Source organism: Actinomadura chokoriensis, assembly GCF_041463665.1.
Classification (GTDB): domain Bacteria; phylum Actinomycetota; class Actinomycetes; order Streptosporangiales; family Streptosporangiaceae; genus Spirillospora; species Spirillospora chokoriensis_A.
In genome coordinates this window covers 46704-61510 of sequence record NZ_JAXCEJ010000037.1, presented here as the reverse complement: position 1 = coordinate 61510, position 14807 = coordinate 46704, and the positions used below count along the sequence as shown (strand labels likewise).

Below are 14807 nucleotides of genomic sequence, written 5' to 3'. Positions count from 1 at the left end.
TTTCCTGGCATGCTCCTGTCCCGTCCCCCTTTCGGGTTCGGGTAAGCCATCAGACCCAGAGACCTCCCTTCAAGTCCCTCCCGGCTGAGCCGGGGATATGTCAGAGCGCCTCGTGGCGCAACGCGCCCAGTCCCACTTGCCGCTGGCCGGGTCGGCGGTGACGCCGCATTTGGCGGACATGGCCCGGACGATGTGGAGGCCCCAGCCGTCCTTGTCGTCGAACGCCTCCTTCGAAAGGTCGAGGTCTTCGAGGGTGAGTTCAGTCATCGGCTTGGTCTTGGGCAGTTCGTTGTCCCGTTTCAGACGGCGATGATGACCCCGTAGGCGTCCCGGCTGAGTTGGAGACGTATCTCCTCGTCCGGGAACGATCCCAGGTGAGGACGGCCTACGCCTCCCCGAAGTCTGCGACCAGTGGACCAACCTCCTGGCCGGGTAACGGGGGCCGGGTCTGGGACGAGTCGCTCCTGCTCGGGCTGAGCGAATCGCCGATCCGGAAGCCCTGGTGCGCGCTCTACGGATATCCGGGGCGTCCGACCTGGGCAGCGCGGCACGTTCGCTGCGGGCCAAGACCCGGCTTCCCTGACGGTCTTCATGGCGAGCTTTGAACGCCGTAATAGCCTTCCTGCGTGAGCTTCGGTGTGCACGCGCGGAAGGTACGCGACCCCACCCGGCCGTACCGCTGGCGCGTCGCAGATCTCCGCTCGTGTGTGCAGTTGTACCGGCCCCTCGGTTTTCACGCGACCCTCAGTTATCTGGAGGAGATCGCGGGGTCGTTCCGACGTGATGAGGAGGCGCTGCTGCGCGCCCTCGACGCGCTCACGGCGAGCCGCGAGTTGTGGAAGGCCGACGGCCGCGAATACGCCGCCAAGCGTCGACGAGCGAAGCTCCGGGGTCAGCGCCGCCCCCGTCCCACGGATCCCGATCCGAGCCGTTTTCCCGGCCACTGGTACGGCGCTCCGCAAGAGGCGGCCTTGCACGCTCTGAAGTACTGGTGCCGCATGCGCCTCCCTGGCCTTCGTACTCCGTCCGACCAGGTCGCCGAAGACCTGAACACCTGCGTGGTCGCCTGCCTGGGGTCAGGTGGCTCGCTCACCGCCGCACAGCACCAGATCCTCGCCGACTGCAAGCACGCTTTACAGCAGCGCCTACGGCCCGGCATCGCCCAAGACGACCCCATGACCTACTTCCGCACCCGCGACCTGCTGACAGTCGCAAGCCTGCTGGAAACCGCGTCCAGGAGCAGCGCCTCCACACCCTCAGGTCCGGCGAGCAGTACGACGGGCGGAGCCTCTCGCCTCGCAAGCGGGCACGGCAACGTCTTACACGGGCGCGGCCGGCCTGCGAGGAGCGCGACTATGAGCGCGGTGGAGGGCCGACCTCCCTCTGACGAGTGACATGCCCACCCCGTGAGCAGGAATCCTTCCGGTACGACTACGGAGGCGACCGACAACTGGGACGACGTCGGCGCGGACTCGGCTTCACTTGGGGAAGCTCGCGCTGCTCCTCGTCGATCTGGGGTCCTTCATATGCTCCTTGCGCGTCTTCGACGCGGGGAACGACGCGCTTGTGCCAGGCCGCCTGACCGGGCTCCTCTCCGTCGGCCCGCAGGATGACCGGTCGTCGATCTCAATCCGTATGGTCGGCCAGGTGTTGACGGGCACGCTTCCTATAACATGAGATGCATGGGGTTGTTCGAGATCCAGGCCGAGCCGGAAGTCACGGACTGGCTCATGTCGCTCACGCCGGCGCAGCTGGCGAGGGTGGACGCGGTCTGCGGCTTGCTCGCGTTAGAAGGCACCTGCCTCGGCATGCCCCTGTCCAGACCTCTCGGTGGCGGTGTGTGGGAACTGCGGATCAACCTGCACCCGAAGGACATCCGGATCACCTACTGGTTTCCTGGACACGACCGGATCGTGCTGTTGACGGTGTTCCGTAAGACCCGGGACAACGAACACGCTCAGGTCAGACGGGCCAAACAAGCACAGGAGATCTGCGAAGCAGAACACGACACCGACCAGATCATCAGCGTCATCGAGACTCCGGAGGGGTCATGAGCAGCCAGCGGAAAAACCCGCACGTTCTTCTCGGCGACCACCCTGACCTGGCCGCCAAGCGTGACACCGACGAGTACCGCCTCGCCCACGAGGAAGCGCACCTGGCGCTCGCTCTCGGCCGCGCCGTGTACGCCCGGCGCACCGAGCTGGGCATGTCCCAGACCGAACTGGCCCGCCGCGCCGGGATGCGCCAGCCCGCCGTGTCCCGCATCGAGTCCGGTGGTGGAGGGGTTCCGACCCTGGCCGTACTGAACCGGCTCGGGCACGCCCTCGGCTTGCGATTCCGGGTCATCGTCGGCGAAGGTGACGCCGGTGCGGCGGAGACCGAACTGCTCGCCACCGCCTGAGGCCCCGGCCACAGCCGCCCGGGCAGTCGTCGGGCGACGGCCTCGCCGTAGCCGGTGGCGGATCTGGTCGGAGGGCTGCGGGAAAGCGGCACGGATACCGTGTCGAGGTTCGTGACGCCTGGGTCGAAGCCCGCTAGGGGTACATCCGCGTCCAGATCCACTTGCCGCCGGCCGGGTCGGCGGTGACGCCGCACTTGGCGGACATGGCCTGGACGATGTGGAGGCCCCAGCCGCCGTTGTCGTCGAACGCCTCCTCGGAGAGGTCGAGGTCTTCAAGGGTGAGTTCGGTCATCGGCTTGGCCTTGGGCAGTTCGTGGCCCCCGTCCCAGACGGCGATGATGATCCCGTAGGCGTCCCGGCTGAGCTGGAGACGGATCTCCTCGTCCGGCGTCTGGCGCACCGCGTTCGTGACGAGTTCCGAGACGATAAGAAGCGTGCTGTCGAGAATGTGGGAATAGTCCCATTTGCTAATTTGTGTCTCCGTGAGGGTCCGTGCGAGACCCACTGCGGAAGGCGTTCCCGGAAGGGATGTGATCAAATCCTCGGTCGCCGTCATCACCATCGTCCCGTCCTTGCCTGAGTTTCCGATTTCCTGTGACAAGGATCACCGGAACGTTCTGAGGTTCCGCTGTAGACGGCCGAATTGGAAACAGGAGGAAAGATGCCCATCGTCCGCGACCCCCTCGACCCCAAGATCTCGATGTGGCACTTCCTGGCCTTCTGTATGCGCTTCTTCAGGGAGAAGATGGGCCTGTCACTCACCCAGTGCGGGGAGATCATCGGAGTGGCTCGATCGACTGTTTCCAATATGGAAGCGGGGCGTAGGCGTCCGCAAGACGACCAAATGCGCCTGCTCGACAGGGCGTACGGAACCGGGGTGTTTTTCCAGGTTCTGCTCTGGTTTGCCCGAATGGCGCATGACCCGGACTGGGGTCGCCAGATCGACAAGTATGAAGAGGAAGCGGTCTCGGTCAAGACCTATCACGGTCAGGTCGTACCGCTTGCTCTCCAGACGGACGACTACACATGGGCCTGCGTCCGGGCGAGCAAGTTCAAGGACCTGGACGCCACCATGACCCGCCGGACGGACAAGAAGAAGGCCTACTGGGACAAGGGGGACTCCCTCCTCACCTGGACGGTGATCGATGAGGCGGTCCTTGCGCGTCCTGTCGGCGGCACGGAGGTCATGAGAAAGCAGCTCGAGCACCTGCTTGAACTGGCCAAGCTCCCGCACGTGAGCCTGCGCGTAGTCCCTTTCTCTTCGGGCGAGCACATGGGCGTCGACGGATCGATGCAGATCTTCGGCCTGGAGGATCGGGACGTCGCGTACTCCGGCGCGCTCAACGGCGGTCGCCTGATCGAAACGCCTGGCGAAGTTCGGGAGCTTTCGATTACGTTCGACCGTATCGGCGTGAAGGCTGCCTCCGAGGAAGCCTCTCGCGAGATCATTGAACAGTACTTGGAGAGGTACACATGATCGTCCAGTGGCGCAAGAGTTCCTACAGCGGTGGCGTGAACGACGAACAGTGCGTTGAGCTGGGACGACTTGCATCAGAGGCTGGGATCGGGGCGCGGGACAGCAAGGACCCGGATGGGGGGCACCTCACCCTGTCCTTCGCACAGTTCGCTGGCCTCGTCGAGCAGGTCAAGCAGTACCCGACCCGCTGACCATTCCGCCTCGTACCGCCCTGGACGCCTGTTTGGGTGGTCCCATCGCGGCTCAGCTTCGGCGCCTGCTGCAGATGGCTGGGGAGCCTCATGTGAGCCTGCGGATCGTTCCCTTTTCCTCGGGAGCGAACGTCGGCATGAAAGCCCTCTCAGAGCATGGCACTCGCGCGAGATCGTCAAGCGGTACTTGGAGAGCTACGAATGATCATGCGGGTGCGGGCTCACGTTGACTTGCGGCATGTTGTTGGTATGGGCGCGCCGGAAGCAACAACACGCCGCAAGTCAACGAGAGCTCGGTCAGATCTTGATGACGGCGGCGCGTCCCCTGCACAGCATTGCCAGGTCTGCGGGGTCCGAGCTGAGGATCGTGACCGGGCCGGGCGAGGTGAGCGCGGTGGCGCTGAGCATGGCGTCGATGGCGTGCTTGTGGCCGTGCAGGCCGGCATCTGCGAGGAGGGCGGCGGCCTGGCGGGCGATGGGTTCGGTGACCGGCTCGACGACGAGGCGGGAAAGGGTCCACTCCAGGGCGGGCCGGTTGATGCGCGGGTGGACGACTTCCACCAGGGTCGCCGCCGAGGTGATCACGCGGAGGTCGTCGGCGTGGGCCAGGGCGAGCCAGCCGGTGACGTTGCGGTCGCGCAGAACGGCCTTGGCCAGGCCCTCGCTGTCGAGGACGAGGGTACCGCCGGGCATGGCAGGGGAGCGGCTCACGCCGCGTCCGCCCCACCCTGTTCCCTGCGCACCTGGTGGAGTTGGTCGCGCAGAGCCTGGATCTCCTCGTCCGTGATGGGCCCGTGCTCGGCCTCGGCGACGGCGATGATCTCGTTGAGGTTGTCGCGTTCGACCTGGCGGGCGACGGCGGCCGCAACGTAGGCGGACAGACCGGAAGGACCACTGCGGGCCTTGGCGGCTTCCGCGATGTCGCGCGGCATGGTGATCGAGTACTTGGCGGTAGGCTCGCTCATGCTGTTTATCCTACCTGTGATCCTCCTCCGGAGTCGCGCATGACCGGACGGGGGACGGCGGCGAAGCGGGGAAGGGTGAACCATTCCGGGATCTGGCGGCGGAGAGGGCCGGGGCCTTGCAGGTCTACCGCGCTGGAGCGGAGGGCGGCGTCCCAGGTGAGGTCGCCGCGCCAGATCTGGGTCAGGTGGCGGAGGTCGGCGGTCACCGTCACGGAGACCTCGTGGCCGGGGTCGGTGTCGCAGAGGTCGGCAGTGCCCGCTTCAGTGACGAGCCACCAGTGGCGGGCGCGCGGCGGGACGTCCGGAAAGACGAACTGCACCACTGTCCGACCGTTCGGGATCGCGTCGAGGGCGATGTTGCGGCGCATGTCCCAGAGGAGCAGTTTCGGGTCGAGGTCCTGGTCGCCCAGTTCGCCTATCCAGCGGACGCCCCACACTGCGAGGGCCTCGACCACCGGGCGCAGCTCCAGACCGGCCGGGGTGAGGACGTAGCGGTCGTCCCGCCTGGTCAGGACGCCCGCGCGCACCAGCTGGTTCAGGCGTTTGGAGAGCAGCGTCGGTGACATGCGGGGGACGCCCCGGCGCACCTCGTTGAAGCGCTCGCTGCCGGAGAGCAGTTCGCGGACGATCAGCAGCGTCCACCGCTCGTCGAGTAATTCCATCGCCTTGGCGACGGGACAGAACTGGTAATACGAGGCCCCCATGCCTCGCAGAGTAGGACGGTTCGCCCACCCGGAACAGGCCCCGGTACAGATTCTGTACTAGGAGCGCGCCCTTCCGGCTTCTTAGCGTGGACCCCACGAAAACGAGGGGAGAACGTGTCATGGGGGACACACTGAAGGCCGCGCACAGGACGATGTGGGCGTCGGGTGACTACCCGTCGCTGGCGTCCGAGGTCATCCCGGATCTCGGCGCGGCGCTCGTCCGGGCCGCCGGGGTGCGGGCCGGCGAGCGGGTGCTGGACATCGCGGCGGGGTCGGGCAACGCGGCCATCGCGGCGGCGCTCGCGGGGGCGGACGTGGTGGCGAGCGACCTCACACCCGAACTGCTCCAGGCCGGACGGGACGACGCGGCACGGCGGGGCGCGAAGCTGGAGTGGAAGGAGGCCGACGCGGAGGCGCTGCCGTTCGGCGACGGGGACTTCGACACAGTGCTGTCGTGCGTCGGGATCATGTTCGCCCCGCGCCACCAGGTGTCGGCGGACGAGATGGTGCGCGTCTGCCGGCCCGGCGGGACGGTCGGGCTGCTCAACTGGACGCCGGAGGGCTTCATCGGGCAGATGTTCGCCACGATGAAGCCGTACGCGCCGCCGCCTCCGGAGGGCGCGCAGCCGCCGCCGCTGTGGGGGCGGCCCGAGCATGTCGAGGCCCTCCTTGGCGACCGCGTCACCGATGTCCGGTTCGAGAAGCGGACGGTGCGGGTCGAGCGGTTCGGGAAGCCCGAGGAGTTCCGCGACTACTTCAAGGCCCGCTACGGCCCGACCATCGCCGTCTACAACCGCTTGGCCGGGGACACGGAGAAGGTCGCCGCGCTGGATCTCGCGCTGACCGAGCTGGCCCGCGGCCATGACGTCGGGACGTCCAGCCTGGTCATGGAGTGGGAGTACCTGATCGCCACCGCGTGCAGGCGCTGACCCTGAGAAGAACGAAGGCCCCCGGCGCGCGTGCCGGGGGCCTTCACAGGTACGAAGGCGGGTCAGCCCGCGCTGCCCACCGAGACCTCCGCCTGCTCGGCGGGAAGCTCGGCCCGGTAGCTCTCGATCTTGGCGTTGAGCTTGGCGAGGCTGCGGCTGTAGTCGCGGCTGGACAGCCAGAACTTGTAGATGATGACGAGCTCGAAGGCCAGCAGCCCGGCGGCGCTCACCGCGACCACCGGGATGATGGCGCCGGAGACGATCGCGGCGGCGATCGGGGCGACGATGAAGACGCCCATCTGGAACTCGATGCCGCTGATCAGGTGGGGGCGGATGCGGCCCGCCATCAGGACGTTGCGGATCCGGGCGTACCAGGGGAAGCGCTGGTTGAAGCCCTGCTGGAGCGTCGCGATGGTCGGGTCGTCGGCGACGACCCGGTTCTCCAGGTCGGCCTCGGGGTCCTCGGTAAGGGCCTCGGCGGAGCGGAGGTCCTCGTCGGCGTCGGTGATCTCGCCGTTGGCGCGGCGGGCGGCCAGTTCGAGTTCCCCGGCCTCGGCCCGGGCCGCGTTCAGCGTCGTCCGCATCTGGGAGCGGACCTTGTAGATCTCCAGCGCGTCCATGTAGCGGAGCATGTCGAGGAACACGACCGCCAGGGCCGTCCACACGTAGGCGACGTTCCCGGTCGCCGCGTACTGCCCGCCCATGAGGGCTATCGCGCAGGCCAGGACGCGGACGCGGTCAAAGATGTAGTCGAGCCAGGCGCCGAACACCGAACCGGTGCCCTTCAGGCGGGCGATCTTGCCGTCCATGCAGTCGAGCGTGAACGACAGGTGGTAGAGCAGTGCACCGGCGAGCAGCCACGGCCAGGACGCGACGGCGAAGCAGGCGCCGGCGGCGAGGCCGAGGACCAGGGCGCCGACGGTGAGCTGGTTCGGGGTAACGCGCGTCCGGTTGGCGGTGAACCTGACCAGCCGGGACGCGAACGGGTCGACCAGTAGGACGGTCCACCAGGCATCACGCGCCTTGTACGTCCGTTGCCGAACGTCGTCGAGCGTGAAGTTCGCCATGGAGTTCATCCCTTTCATCGTGAGGAGCGGTCCGATGCTACCGCTGTCCGGTTCGGCGAACTCGCATTGTCGCTGATCCGTGACTACAGGGTGCATATGATGATCATTTTCATGGGTACTGTTGCCGAGTGCGCGTCCGTCTCATCGCTCATGTGCCGTTCGCCGGGGTGCTCGCGGCGGCCATCTGGATCCGCGTCCTCGCGGTCCTCGGATATCCGGCCCCGTTGTGGGCAGGCGACTCCAAGAGCTACCTGGAGGCCGCGATCGAGTTGCGGCCGGGCGCCTCGCGTCCGAGTGGATACCCGATCCTGCTCTGGTTGATCAAACCCTTCCACAGTTTCACCGTCGTGGTGTCCGTACAGCACATCCTCGGCGTCCTCGCCGGTGTCCTGGTGTACGTCCTGGTGGTGCGTGCGGGACGGGCGGCGTGGCCCCTGGACGAGCCCGGACGGCTGGCGTGGCGCGTCTGGCTGCCCCCCGTCCTCGCCGCGGTGTTGAGCGCCCTCGTGCTGATGCCCGTCCACCAGATCTCCCTTGAGCACATGCTCATGTCGGACTCGCTGTTCGCCTTCCTGCTGCTCGCGGCGGTGACGGCGGCGCTGTGGCGGTACCGGTCGACCTGGTGGCTCGGCGCGCTGGCCGGCGTGTTCGCGGCGTTCGCGGCGCTCACCCGGACGGCCGGCCTGCCGCTGATCGCGCTGATCCTCGCCGCGATGGTGCTGCGCCGCGCGGGCTGGCGGGCCTGCGCGTCGGCGGCGGTGGCGTTCGTGCTGCCGGTCGTCGGCTACACGTTCTGGTTCCATTCGGAATACGGCCAGTTCAAGATGGCCAAGTCCGACTCGATCTGGCTCTATGGGCGCACCGCCTCGTTCGCCGACTGCGCGGTCATCCAGCCCCGTCCCGAACTGCGCATCATGTGCCCGCAGCTCACCGACCCGCGCATCTCGCCCGCGTTCGCCGTCATGTGGACGGACAACTCCCCGTTCCACGAGATCCCCGGATGGGTCACCGGCGACGAGGCCGACCGGCTCGCTGGCGAGTTCGCCTGGGCGGCCATCGAGAAGCAGCCTCGCGACTACGCGGACGTGGTCGTCCACGACACGCTCATGGCGTTCGACTGGGACCGCGAGCCGTACCCCACCCCCTGGACGTCGCTGCAGTACGAGTTCCCCAAGGGGGAGTCGTGGAAGGACGAGCAGGCGCTCCACGCTGAGAAGTACGACCCGGACGGCAGCGAGACCAGGGTCGTCCGGCCCTGGGCCGATCGGGTCCTCGCCTACCAGAACGACTTCGCCATGCCGGGCACGATCCTCGGCGTCCTGCTGCTCGGCGGGCTCGCGGGCGCGCTCCCGCACGTCCGGTCGCGGGGGAGATGGCGCCCGCTGGGGCCCGTCCGGCACTGGGGGACGAGCGCGCTCCTCCCGTGGGGGACGAGCCTGGCGCTGCTGGTGATCCCCGCCGCCACCGCCGACTTCGACTACCGGTACGTGGTGCCCGCCGTGCCGTTCGCCTGCCTGGCGCTCGGCCTGGTCCTGCTCCCACCGCCCCGGCCTCCCCGTCCGGCCGCCGTTCCGGCGCGGCCAGCGGAGAAACACGACACCCGCTAGAAGGTCGCCGTTATGAGCGACTCGCTGAACCCGGTAACGGTCAGGTCGACCGGCCGAAGCGGCGCTTCGCCGACCTGATCACCGTCGGCAGCCTTCCTGGGACGACATGTACGGCGAGGTTGCCGCCCCCCGTCCGGTAGAAGGACGCGCGGCGCATCCCCGGCGCCGCGCACGGTACCGCGCCGGACGGTTCGGTGTCGGCCAGTTGCACTCTGATACGGGACGTCTCGTCGGCAACGAGGAGGTCCAGCCAGGCGTCCCAGCGTCCTTCGCCCAGCCTGCGGACGTCGATGACCATGGTGAACTCCATGCGCTCATCGCCCGCCGCCTTCTCGACCTCGCCGCCCCGCGAGCCCCCGCCGCCGCGCCGGTCGAGCCCGGCGACCAGGTGGATGTGCGCGGCCGAGTCCGGAGCGGTGGGGACGTGACCGCGCACCCGGAGCTCGCAGCCGTCCCAGCCGACCTCGTCGAACCGCAGGAGCCGCTTCAGGCCTGCGGTTCCCGGCGTGACCGTGAAGGAGAGGTTGCCGTACTCGCGGGTGAAGAACGGCGTGACGGCCGCCCCCTCGCCGTCCTTGGACGCGACGAACCTGGCCGGTGGGGGCGCGTCGATCTCCGGCGCCCGGTCCGCGCCGAGACGGGCGGTCTTGACCAGTCCGCCGCTGGTCATCTCCATGTACAGATCCCAGGTACCCGCCGTCAGCGGCCCACCGGACGAGGCTGATGCGGGGGCGACGTCCACGGTGAAGTAGCCGTCGTCGTGCCGCTCGACGGCGACCCGGTGCTCCGAGCCGGGCTTCTTGGGGCGCAGGAGAAGCGTGCCTGTCTGGGCGGACGGGGCCATCCGGTCGATCGCGGCGGTTCCGCTCAACCGCAGTCGGTCGCCGTCCCAGCCGAGCGCGGTGATGTCGCGCTGGACCCGCAGCCGGTCGGTGAAGTCGAAGTAGGCGTCCGGAATGGTCGCGGTCGGCTCCCGGAATCCGGGGTAGCGCAGGTAGGCATGCTCCTTGTCGGCGACGAGCGGGACCGGCTCCGGATCGAGGTCCGCCTGGATGATCCTCGACAGGAGTTCCTCGTCTCCGCTGCGCAGACAGTGGGCGACCAGCCGGTATTTGGGCGGCATCCGCATCAGCACGGACGGCGTGAGGAACTCTTCGCAGAGGTCGCGGGCGGCGTCCAGTCTTTCCCGCTGGTATTTCTCCGAGGATTCGAGGTAGCGCCGGTTGAACGTGGCGAGGACGTCCCGGTGGAAGTGGCGCAGCAGCATCAGGTCACGGACCTCGCCGGATTCCCGGTGCGTCATGACCTGCTCCATCAGCATGCGGGTCGCCCTGGTGAAGCTGCCACTCGTTGCTGAGCCGCCGTTCTGCATGATGCTGGTGCCGTCCTCCCGGTCCACCAGGTAGTAGCAGTCGTAGTCGGCGATGACGGAGACGCCCGCGGAGTGCAGTAGCGCATGGGAGGTGAATACCTTGTCCTCCCCTGCCAGCATTCCTTCAGGGAATCGCAACCCGTGCCGCTCCACCAGGTCACGGCGGAACAGTTTGTGGGCGGTCAGCGATCTGCCGTAGATGTTGGTCTTCGGGTCGTCCACGACGACGCGGGCCATGTTCTTCTTGAACCGCGCCGCGCCCCGTCCGACGCCGACATAGTTGCCGATGACGATGTCGGTGCCCTGCTCGTCGCCCGTGGCGCACATGCGTTCTAAAGCCTCGGGGCCGAAATAGTCGTCGGCGTCCAGGAAGAACAGGTACTCACCGCGGGCGCGGTCGATGCCGACGTTGCGAGGCGCGCCGGGGCCCCCGGAGTTCGGCTGGTGAACGACCGTGAGCTGTGGCCGTGACCCGGCGATCGCGTCCAGCGCGTCGCCGCTCCCATCGGTGGAACCGTCGTCCACTGCGATGACCTCGACCTGTTCGGGGGCGAGGGTCTGCTTGAACACCGACCCAAGCGCCTCCCCGATCGATGTCCGGCAGTTGTAGACGGGGATGACGACGCTGACTTTGGGGGGAGTCAATGTGGCTCTCAGTCGGTTGGGCCGAACACGCGGTCGGCGGCGCGTGCGGCGGCGTGGCCGTCGTCCAGCGGGCAGAAGCGGTCGACGAAGGCGTCGTAGCGCTCCTTGTGGCCGGCGGTGGCGGCGTCGACGTCGCGGATCGCGTCGAGCAGGTCGTCGGATGTCTCCACGAGCGGCCCCGGCGCCTCGGCCTCGAAGTCGAAGTAGAAGCCGCGGAGCCGGTCCCGGTAGTCGGCGAGGTCGTAGGTGAAGAACAGCATGGGACGGCCCGTGTTGGCGTAGTCGAACATCACCGACGAGTAGTCGCTGATCATCATGTCGGAGATCAGGTACAGCTCGGTGATGTCCGGGTACAGCGACACGTCGCGGACGAAGCCGCCCGGGTCCTCGGGGACGCCGTCCACCACGTTGCTGTGCAAGCGGACGAGCAGCACGTGGTCGTCGCCGAGGACGGCGCGCGCGCGGTCCAGGTCGAGGCGCATGTCGTGCTTGTACCGGCCGCGGCTGTAGTACTGGTCGTCACGCCACGTCGGCGCGTACAGCACGACCCGCTTGCCCTCCGGGATGCCGAGCCGCGCCCGGACCGACCGGGCGACGGCGTCCGCGTCCGGGCTGTGCAGCAGGTCGTTGCGCGGGTACCCGACCTCCAGCATCTCGCCCTTGAACGCGAACGCGCGGCGGAAGATCTCCGTGCTGAACGGGTTCGGCGACAGCAGGTGGCTCCACTCGGGGACGACCGGCCCGTCCGGCTTCTTCTCCTTGCTCTGCAGCGCCGACTTCATCCCCGGCGCGTACGCGAAGTGGACCTCCTTGACGTCCCGGCCGATCTTCTTCAGGGGGGTGCCGTGCCAGGTCTGCAGGACGGTCTGGTCGGGGTGCCGCTGGAACCAGTCGCCGAGCCGGTGGTTCGTGACGATGTAGCGGGACGTCGTCACCGCCTCCTGCCACTCCTTGCCGTTCAGCCGCACGGCCTTCAGCGTGTCCGGCAGCTCGACCTGCGCGTCGTTGACGACCCACAGCTGTTCGAGATCGGAGCCGCGCCGCAGCAGCTCCTCGTGGATCGCCTTCGGGCTGTCGGAGTACTGCCGGCCGTTGAAGCAGGAGAACAGCACGGCGTCGCGCAGCCCGTCGCGGGCGACGGTGCGCCGCGCCTCCTCCCGGTACTTCGCGCCGGCGCTCTTCTCCTCGCCGGACACGTCCCCGGTGACGGCGACGACGAGCCTGCCGTTCTTGGTCTCCAGCGCGTAGCCGCGCCGCGCCACCTCCTGCGGCTCCGGCAGGGCGCGCTGCGCGGCCTCCGTCAGCCGGACGGTCAGCGCCCGCTCGCCCGGCGGGCGGAACAGCACGTCCCAGCGGCCGGGGCGCAGCGGCAGGACGCCCGCGACGCCCGGCACGGCCGCCACCGGGACGTCCGCGCGCAGCACGCCCGAGCCGTCCGGGACGAGGTCGAACGCGTACTCCTTGCGGCGCCCGCGGCTGCGCACCACGATCTGCCCGGACGCGTGCGCCGGATGCGTCGCCGCCAGCGCCAGCGTCCCGCCGGGGCCCCACGCGACCTCGTCCACCGAGAGCCGCGTCGTGGCCCGGCGCACCCGCACGTACCCGCCCGGACCGTGCCCCGCGCTCACCTCCAGCGCGCCGAACGTGCGCCGCGCCTCCGCCACGCCCTCGGCGAGGACGAGCGGCCGGCCGTCCGCGGACAGCGCCCAGTCGCGGGTGTCGTCGATCGACTCGGGGTCGATGTCGACGTCGAGCGCCGAGGGGTCGATGCGGGCCGTCCAGCCGGGCCCCGCCGGGGAACCCTCCACGCCCTCCGCAGCGGGCCGGGCCGTCACCGGGACCGGGACGCGGGAGTCGCCGAGCGTCAGCACCAGCTCGGCGGGCGGGTCGCCGGCCGACTCGACCTCGACGAGCAGCGAGTCGTCGTCCCAGCGCAGCACCGTCGCCCGCTCCCGGACGCGTTCCACCTGCACGACGAGGTTGCCGTCCACGACCTTGGGGACGACGCGCACGTCATCGGCCACGTACCGGTAGGGCGGGTGCGCGCCGGTCCCGGAGCCGCCGCCGCGCACCGGGCCCTGCCGGAACACGCCCGCGTTCAGCACCGAGGCGTGCACCTCCCAGGTGCCCTCCGCCCACGCGCCGTGCTCCTTCAGCTTCCCGGCGTCCAGGGAGAACTCGAAACCGGTCCAGCCGCCGGACGACTTGCCCGGCTTCGGGGTCTGCCGCGCCTTCATGACGATCTTGCGGCCGCCGTTGCGCAGCGTCACCGTCTTGATCGACGTCCAGCGGCGGCGGGAGCTGACGGAGTTGATGTAGGCCTCGCCCGTGACGACGAGCCGGTCGTCCTCCCACCGGACCGCGTGCGCCCGGCCCCGCATCTTGACTTCGTCGCGCGCCCGGTACACCTCGCGCGGGACGTCGAGCTTGGCGTCCTTCCAGTACGGGTAGACGACGTAGCGGCGCACCGGGTCCCGGACGATCGACGGCGACGACTTGCCGCGCTCGTACCGGACGACCTTCACCAGCTCCATCGTGTGGCCCGTCTCGGCGAAGTGCCACTTCAGCCGGGTCAGCGCGGAGGCCTCGGCGAACACCTTCGGCGAGACGCCCTTCGCGTACGCCGCGGCCTGCGCGACGACCTGCTCGCGCTCGTCGCCGGACAGGTCGGGCAGGATGTCCAGGAACGTCGTCAGCTCGGTCGTGACGAGGGCGAGCTGCAGCCGCCGCAGGTCCTTGACGTCGCCGCGCTCGGCCAGCCACGCCGTCGCGAGGTTCGCCGCACCGAAACCGTCCGCGATCTCCTGCAGCTCGGTGGTCGGCGGGTAGCGCCGCGACCGGCGGTGCAGGACGACGTCCGGCACCACGTCCACGGACTTCGCCAGGTGCAGGACCCGCACCATGACCGGCAGGTCGTCGTAGCGGCCGAGGTCGGGGAACTCCAGCCCGTGCGCGTCCCAGAAGGAGCGGCGCAGCAGCGTCCCGGTGATCTTGCGGTCGCGCAGCAGGTCGGGGCTGCGGTGCAGGTCGGTGGCCTTCGCCGGGTCCGCGGTGTCGCCGCGCCGCTTCCACTGCGACACCTGGCCCGTCCACTTGCGGGACGCGTCGGGGCCCTTCGCCAGCTCCGAGCCGGACGCCTCCAGCGCGCTGTGAAGCGCCGCGACCGCGTCCGGCGGCATCGGGTCGCCGCCGTCGGCGAACAGCAGGAACTCGCCGCTGCTCTGCGCCACCGCCAGGTTGCGGGCCGCGCCCCGGCTCGGCGCGCCCTGCCGGATCAGCCGGAACCGGTCGTCGGGCAGCGCCGCCAGCGCGGCAGTGCCGGTGCCGTCGTCCACGACCAGGACCTCCAGGTCCCGGAACGTCTGGTCCGCGATCGACTCCAGGGCGCCGCCGAGGTTCTCCCCGGCGCCGTGAGTGAGGACGATGACACTGATCCTGCGGGCGGACAA

16 protein-coding genes are annotated in these 14807 nt (G+C 69.0%); 8 read left to right on the top strand and 8 right to left on the bottom strand.

Annotated features, from left to right (window positions below; all coding sequences use genetic code 11):
• Positions 1 to 69: 69 nt before the first annotated feature.
• Positions 70 to 267 carry a hypothetical protein gene (locus SM418_RS35775; protein WP_371945976.1) on the bottom strand — a complete coding sequence of 66 codons (198 nt, stop codon included), beginning with the start codon at positions 265 to 267 and terminating at the stop codon, positions 70 to 72.
• Positions 268 to 626: 359 nt separating this feature from the next.
• Between SM418_RS35775 and SM418_RS35770 the strand changes: the two genes are divergently transcribed.
• The 3 genes from SM418_RS35770 (at position 627) to SM418_RS35760 (ending at position 2401) form a co-directional block, all read left to right on the top strand.
• Positions 627 to 1394, top strand: a complete 768-nt coding sequence (locus SM418_RS35770) for a hypothetical protein (protein ID WP_371945977.1) — start codon at positions 627 to 629, stop codon at positions 1392 to 1394.
• Between the two features lie 288 nt (positions 1395 to 1682).
• Entirely contained in the window at positions 1683 to 2054 is a 372-nt protein-coding gene (locus SM418_RS35765; RefSeq protein WP_371945978.1) for a type II toxin-antitoxin system RelE/ParE family toxin, read from the top strand.
• The gene (locus SM418_RS35760; protein WP_371945979.1) at positions 2051 to 2401 is read left to right on the top strand and encodes a helix-turn-helix domain-containing protein; all 351 of its coding nucleotides are present in this window, start codon (positions 2051 to 2053) and stop codon (positions 2399 to 2401) included. Before SM418_RS35765 ends, SM418_RS35760 begins: the two co-directional genes overlap by 4 nt.
• Before the next feature lie 133 nt (positions 2402 to 2534).
• On the opposite strand, the gene SM418_RS35755 is transcribed toward SM418_RS35760, so the two are convergent.
• Complete coding sequence (locus SM418_RS35755) at positions 2535 to 2957, bottom strand: ATP-binding protein (protein WP_371966156.1); 423 nt, start codon at positions 2955 to 2957, stop codon at positions 2535 to 2537.
• Between the two features lie 105 nt (positions 2958 to 3062).
• Between SM418_RS35755 and SM418_RS35750 the strand changes: the two genes are divergently transcribed.
• From SM418_RS35750 to SM418_RS35740, 3 genes are read left to right on the top strand one after another with little or no spacing between them, the layout of a single operon-like run.
• On the top strand, positions 3063 to 3878 hold the full coding sequence (locus SM418_RS35750; protein ID WP_371945981.1) for a helix-turn-helix domain-containing protein: 816 nt from the start codon (positions 3063 to 3065) through the stop codon (positions 3876 to 3878).
• Positions 3875 to 4069, top strand: coding sequence for a DUF397 domain-containing protein (locus SM418_RS35745; protein ID WP_371945982.1), 195 nt, complete (start codon positions 3875 to 3877; stop codon positions 4067 to 4069). Before SM418_RS35750 ends, SM418_RS35745 begins: the two co-directional genes overlap by 4 nt.
• Positions 4066 to 4299, top strand: coding sequence for a Scr1 family TA system antitoxin-like transcriptional regulator (locus SM418_RS35740; RefSeq protein ID WP_371966154.1), 234 nt, complete (start codon positions 4066 to 4068; stop codon positions 4297 to 4299). Before SM418_RS35745 ends, SM418_RS35740 begins: the two co-directional genes overlap by 4 nt.
• 67 nt (positions 4300 to 4366) lie before the next feature.
• Here the strand turns inward: SM418_RS35740 and SM418_RS35735 are convergent, their stop codons facing one another.
• The 3 genes from SM418_RS35735 to SM418_RS35725 are packed head-to-tail and all read right to left on the bottom strand — an operon-like array spanning position 4367 to position 5738.
• Positions 4367 to 4780, bottom strand: a complete 414-nt coding sequence (locus SM418_RS35735; RefSeq protein WP_371945983.1) for a DNA-binding protein — start codon at positions 4778 to 4780, stop codon at positions 4367 to 4369.
• Positions 4777 to 5034 (bottom strand): CopG family transcriptional regulator, encoded by a 258-nt coding sequence (locus SM418_RS35730; RefSeq protein WP_371945984.1) that lies wholly within the window; start codon positions 5032 to 5034, stop codon positions 4777 to 4779. Before SM418_RS35730 ends, SM418_RS35735 begins: the two co-directional genes overlap by 4 nt.
• Positions 5035 to 5039: 5 nt before the next feature.
• Positions 5040 to 5738: a winged helix-turn-helix transcriptional regulator gene (locus SM418_RS35725; protein WP_371945985.1), complete on the bottom strand. Its 699-nt coding sequence runs from the start codon at positions 5736 to 5738 to the stop codon at positions 5040 to 5042.
• 119 nt (positions 5739 to 5857) lie between these two features.
• On the opposite strand from SM418_RS35725, the gene SM418_RS35720 reads away from it, so the two are divergent.
• Positions 5858 to 6667 (top strand): class I SAM-dependent methyltransferase, encoded by an 810-nt coding sequence (locus tag SM418_RS35720; protein ID WP_371945986.1) that lies wholly within the window; start codon positions 5858 to 5860, stop codon positions 6665 to 6667.
• Positions 6668 to 6729: 62 nt separating this feature from the next.
• Here the strand turns inward: SM418_RS35720 and SM418_RS35715 are convergent, their stop codons facing one another.
• Positions 6730 to 7734, bottom strand: a complete 1005-nt coding sequence (locus tag SM418_RS35715) for a CDP-alcohol phosphatidyltransferase family protein (RefSeq protein WP_371945987.1) — start codon at positions 7732 to 7734, stop codon at positions 6730 to 6732.
• A 128-nt stretch (positions 7735 to 7862) separates the two neighbouring features.
• On the opposite strand from SM418_RS35715, the gene SM418_RS35710 reads away from it, so the two are divergent.
• Positions 7863 to 9341 carry a hypothetical protein gene (locus SM418_RS35710; RefSeq protein WP_371945988.1) on the top strand — a complete coding sequence of 493 codons (1479 nt, stop codon included), beginning with the start codon at positions 7863 to 7865 and terminating at the stop codon, positions 9339 to 9341.
• A gap of 40 nt (positions 9342 to 9381) precedes the next feature.
• Here the strand turns inward: SM418_RS35710 and SM418_RS35705 are convergent, their stop codons facing one another.
• Positions 9382 to 11358, bottom strand: a complete 1977-nt coding sequence (locus SM418_RS35705) for a glycosyltransferase (protein ID WP_371945989.1) — start codon at positions 11356 to 11358, stop codon at positions 9382 to 9384.
• An 8-nt stretch (positions 11359 to 11366) separates the two neighbouring features.
• Positions 11367 to 14807, bottom strand: coding sequence for a bifunctional glycosyltransferase/CDP-glycerol:glycerophosphate glycerophosphotransferase (locus tag SM418_RS35700; RefSeq protein WP_371945990.1), 3441 nt, complete (start codon positions 14805 to 14807; stop codon positions 11367 to 11369).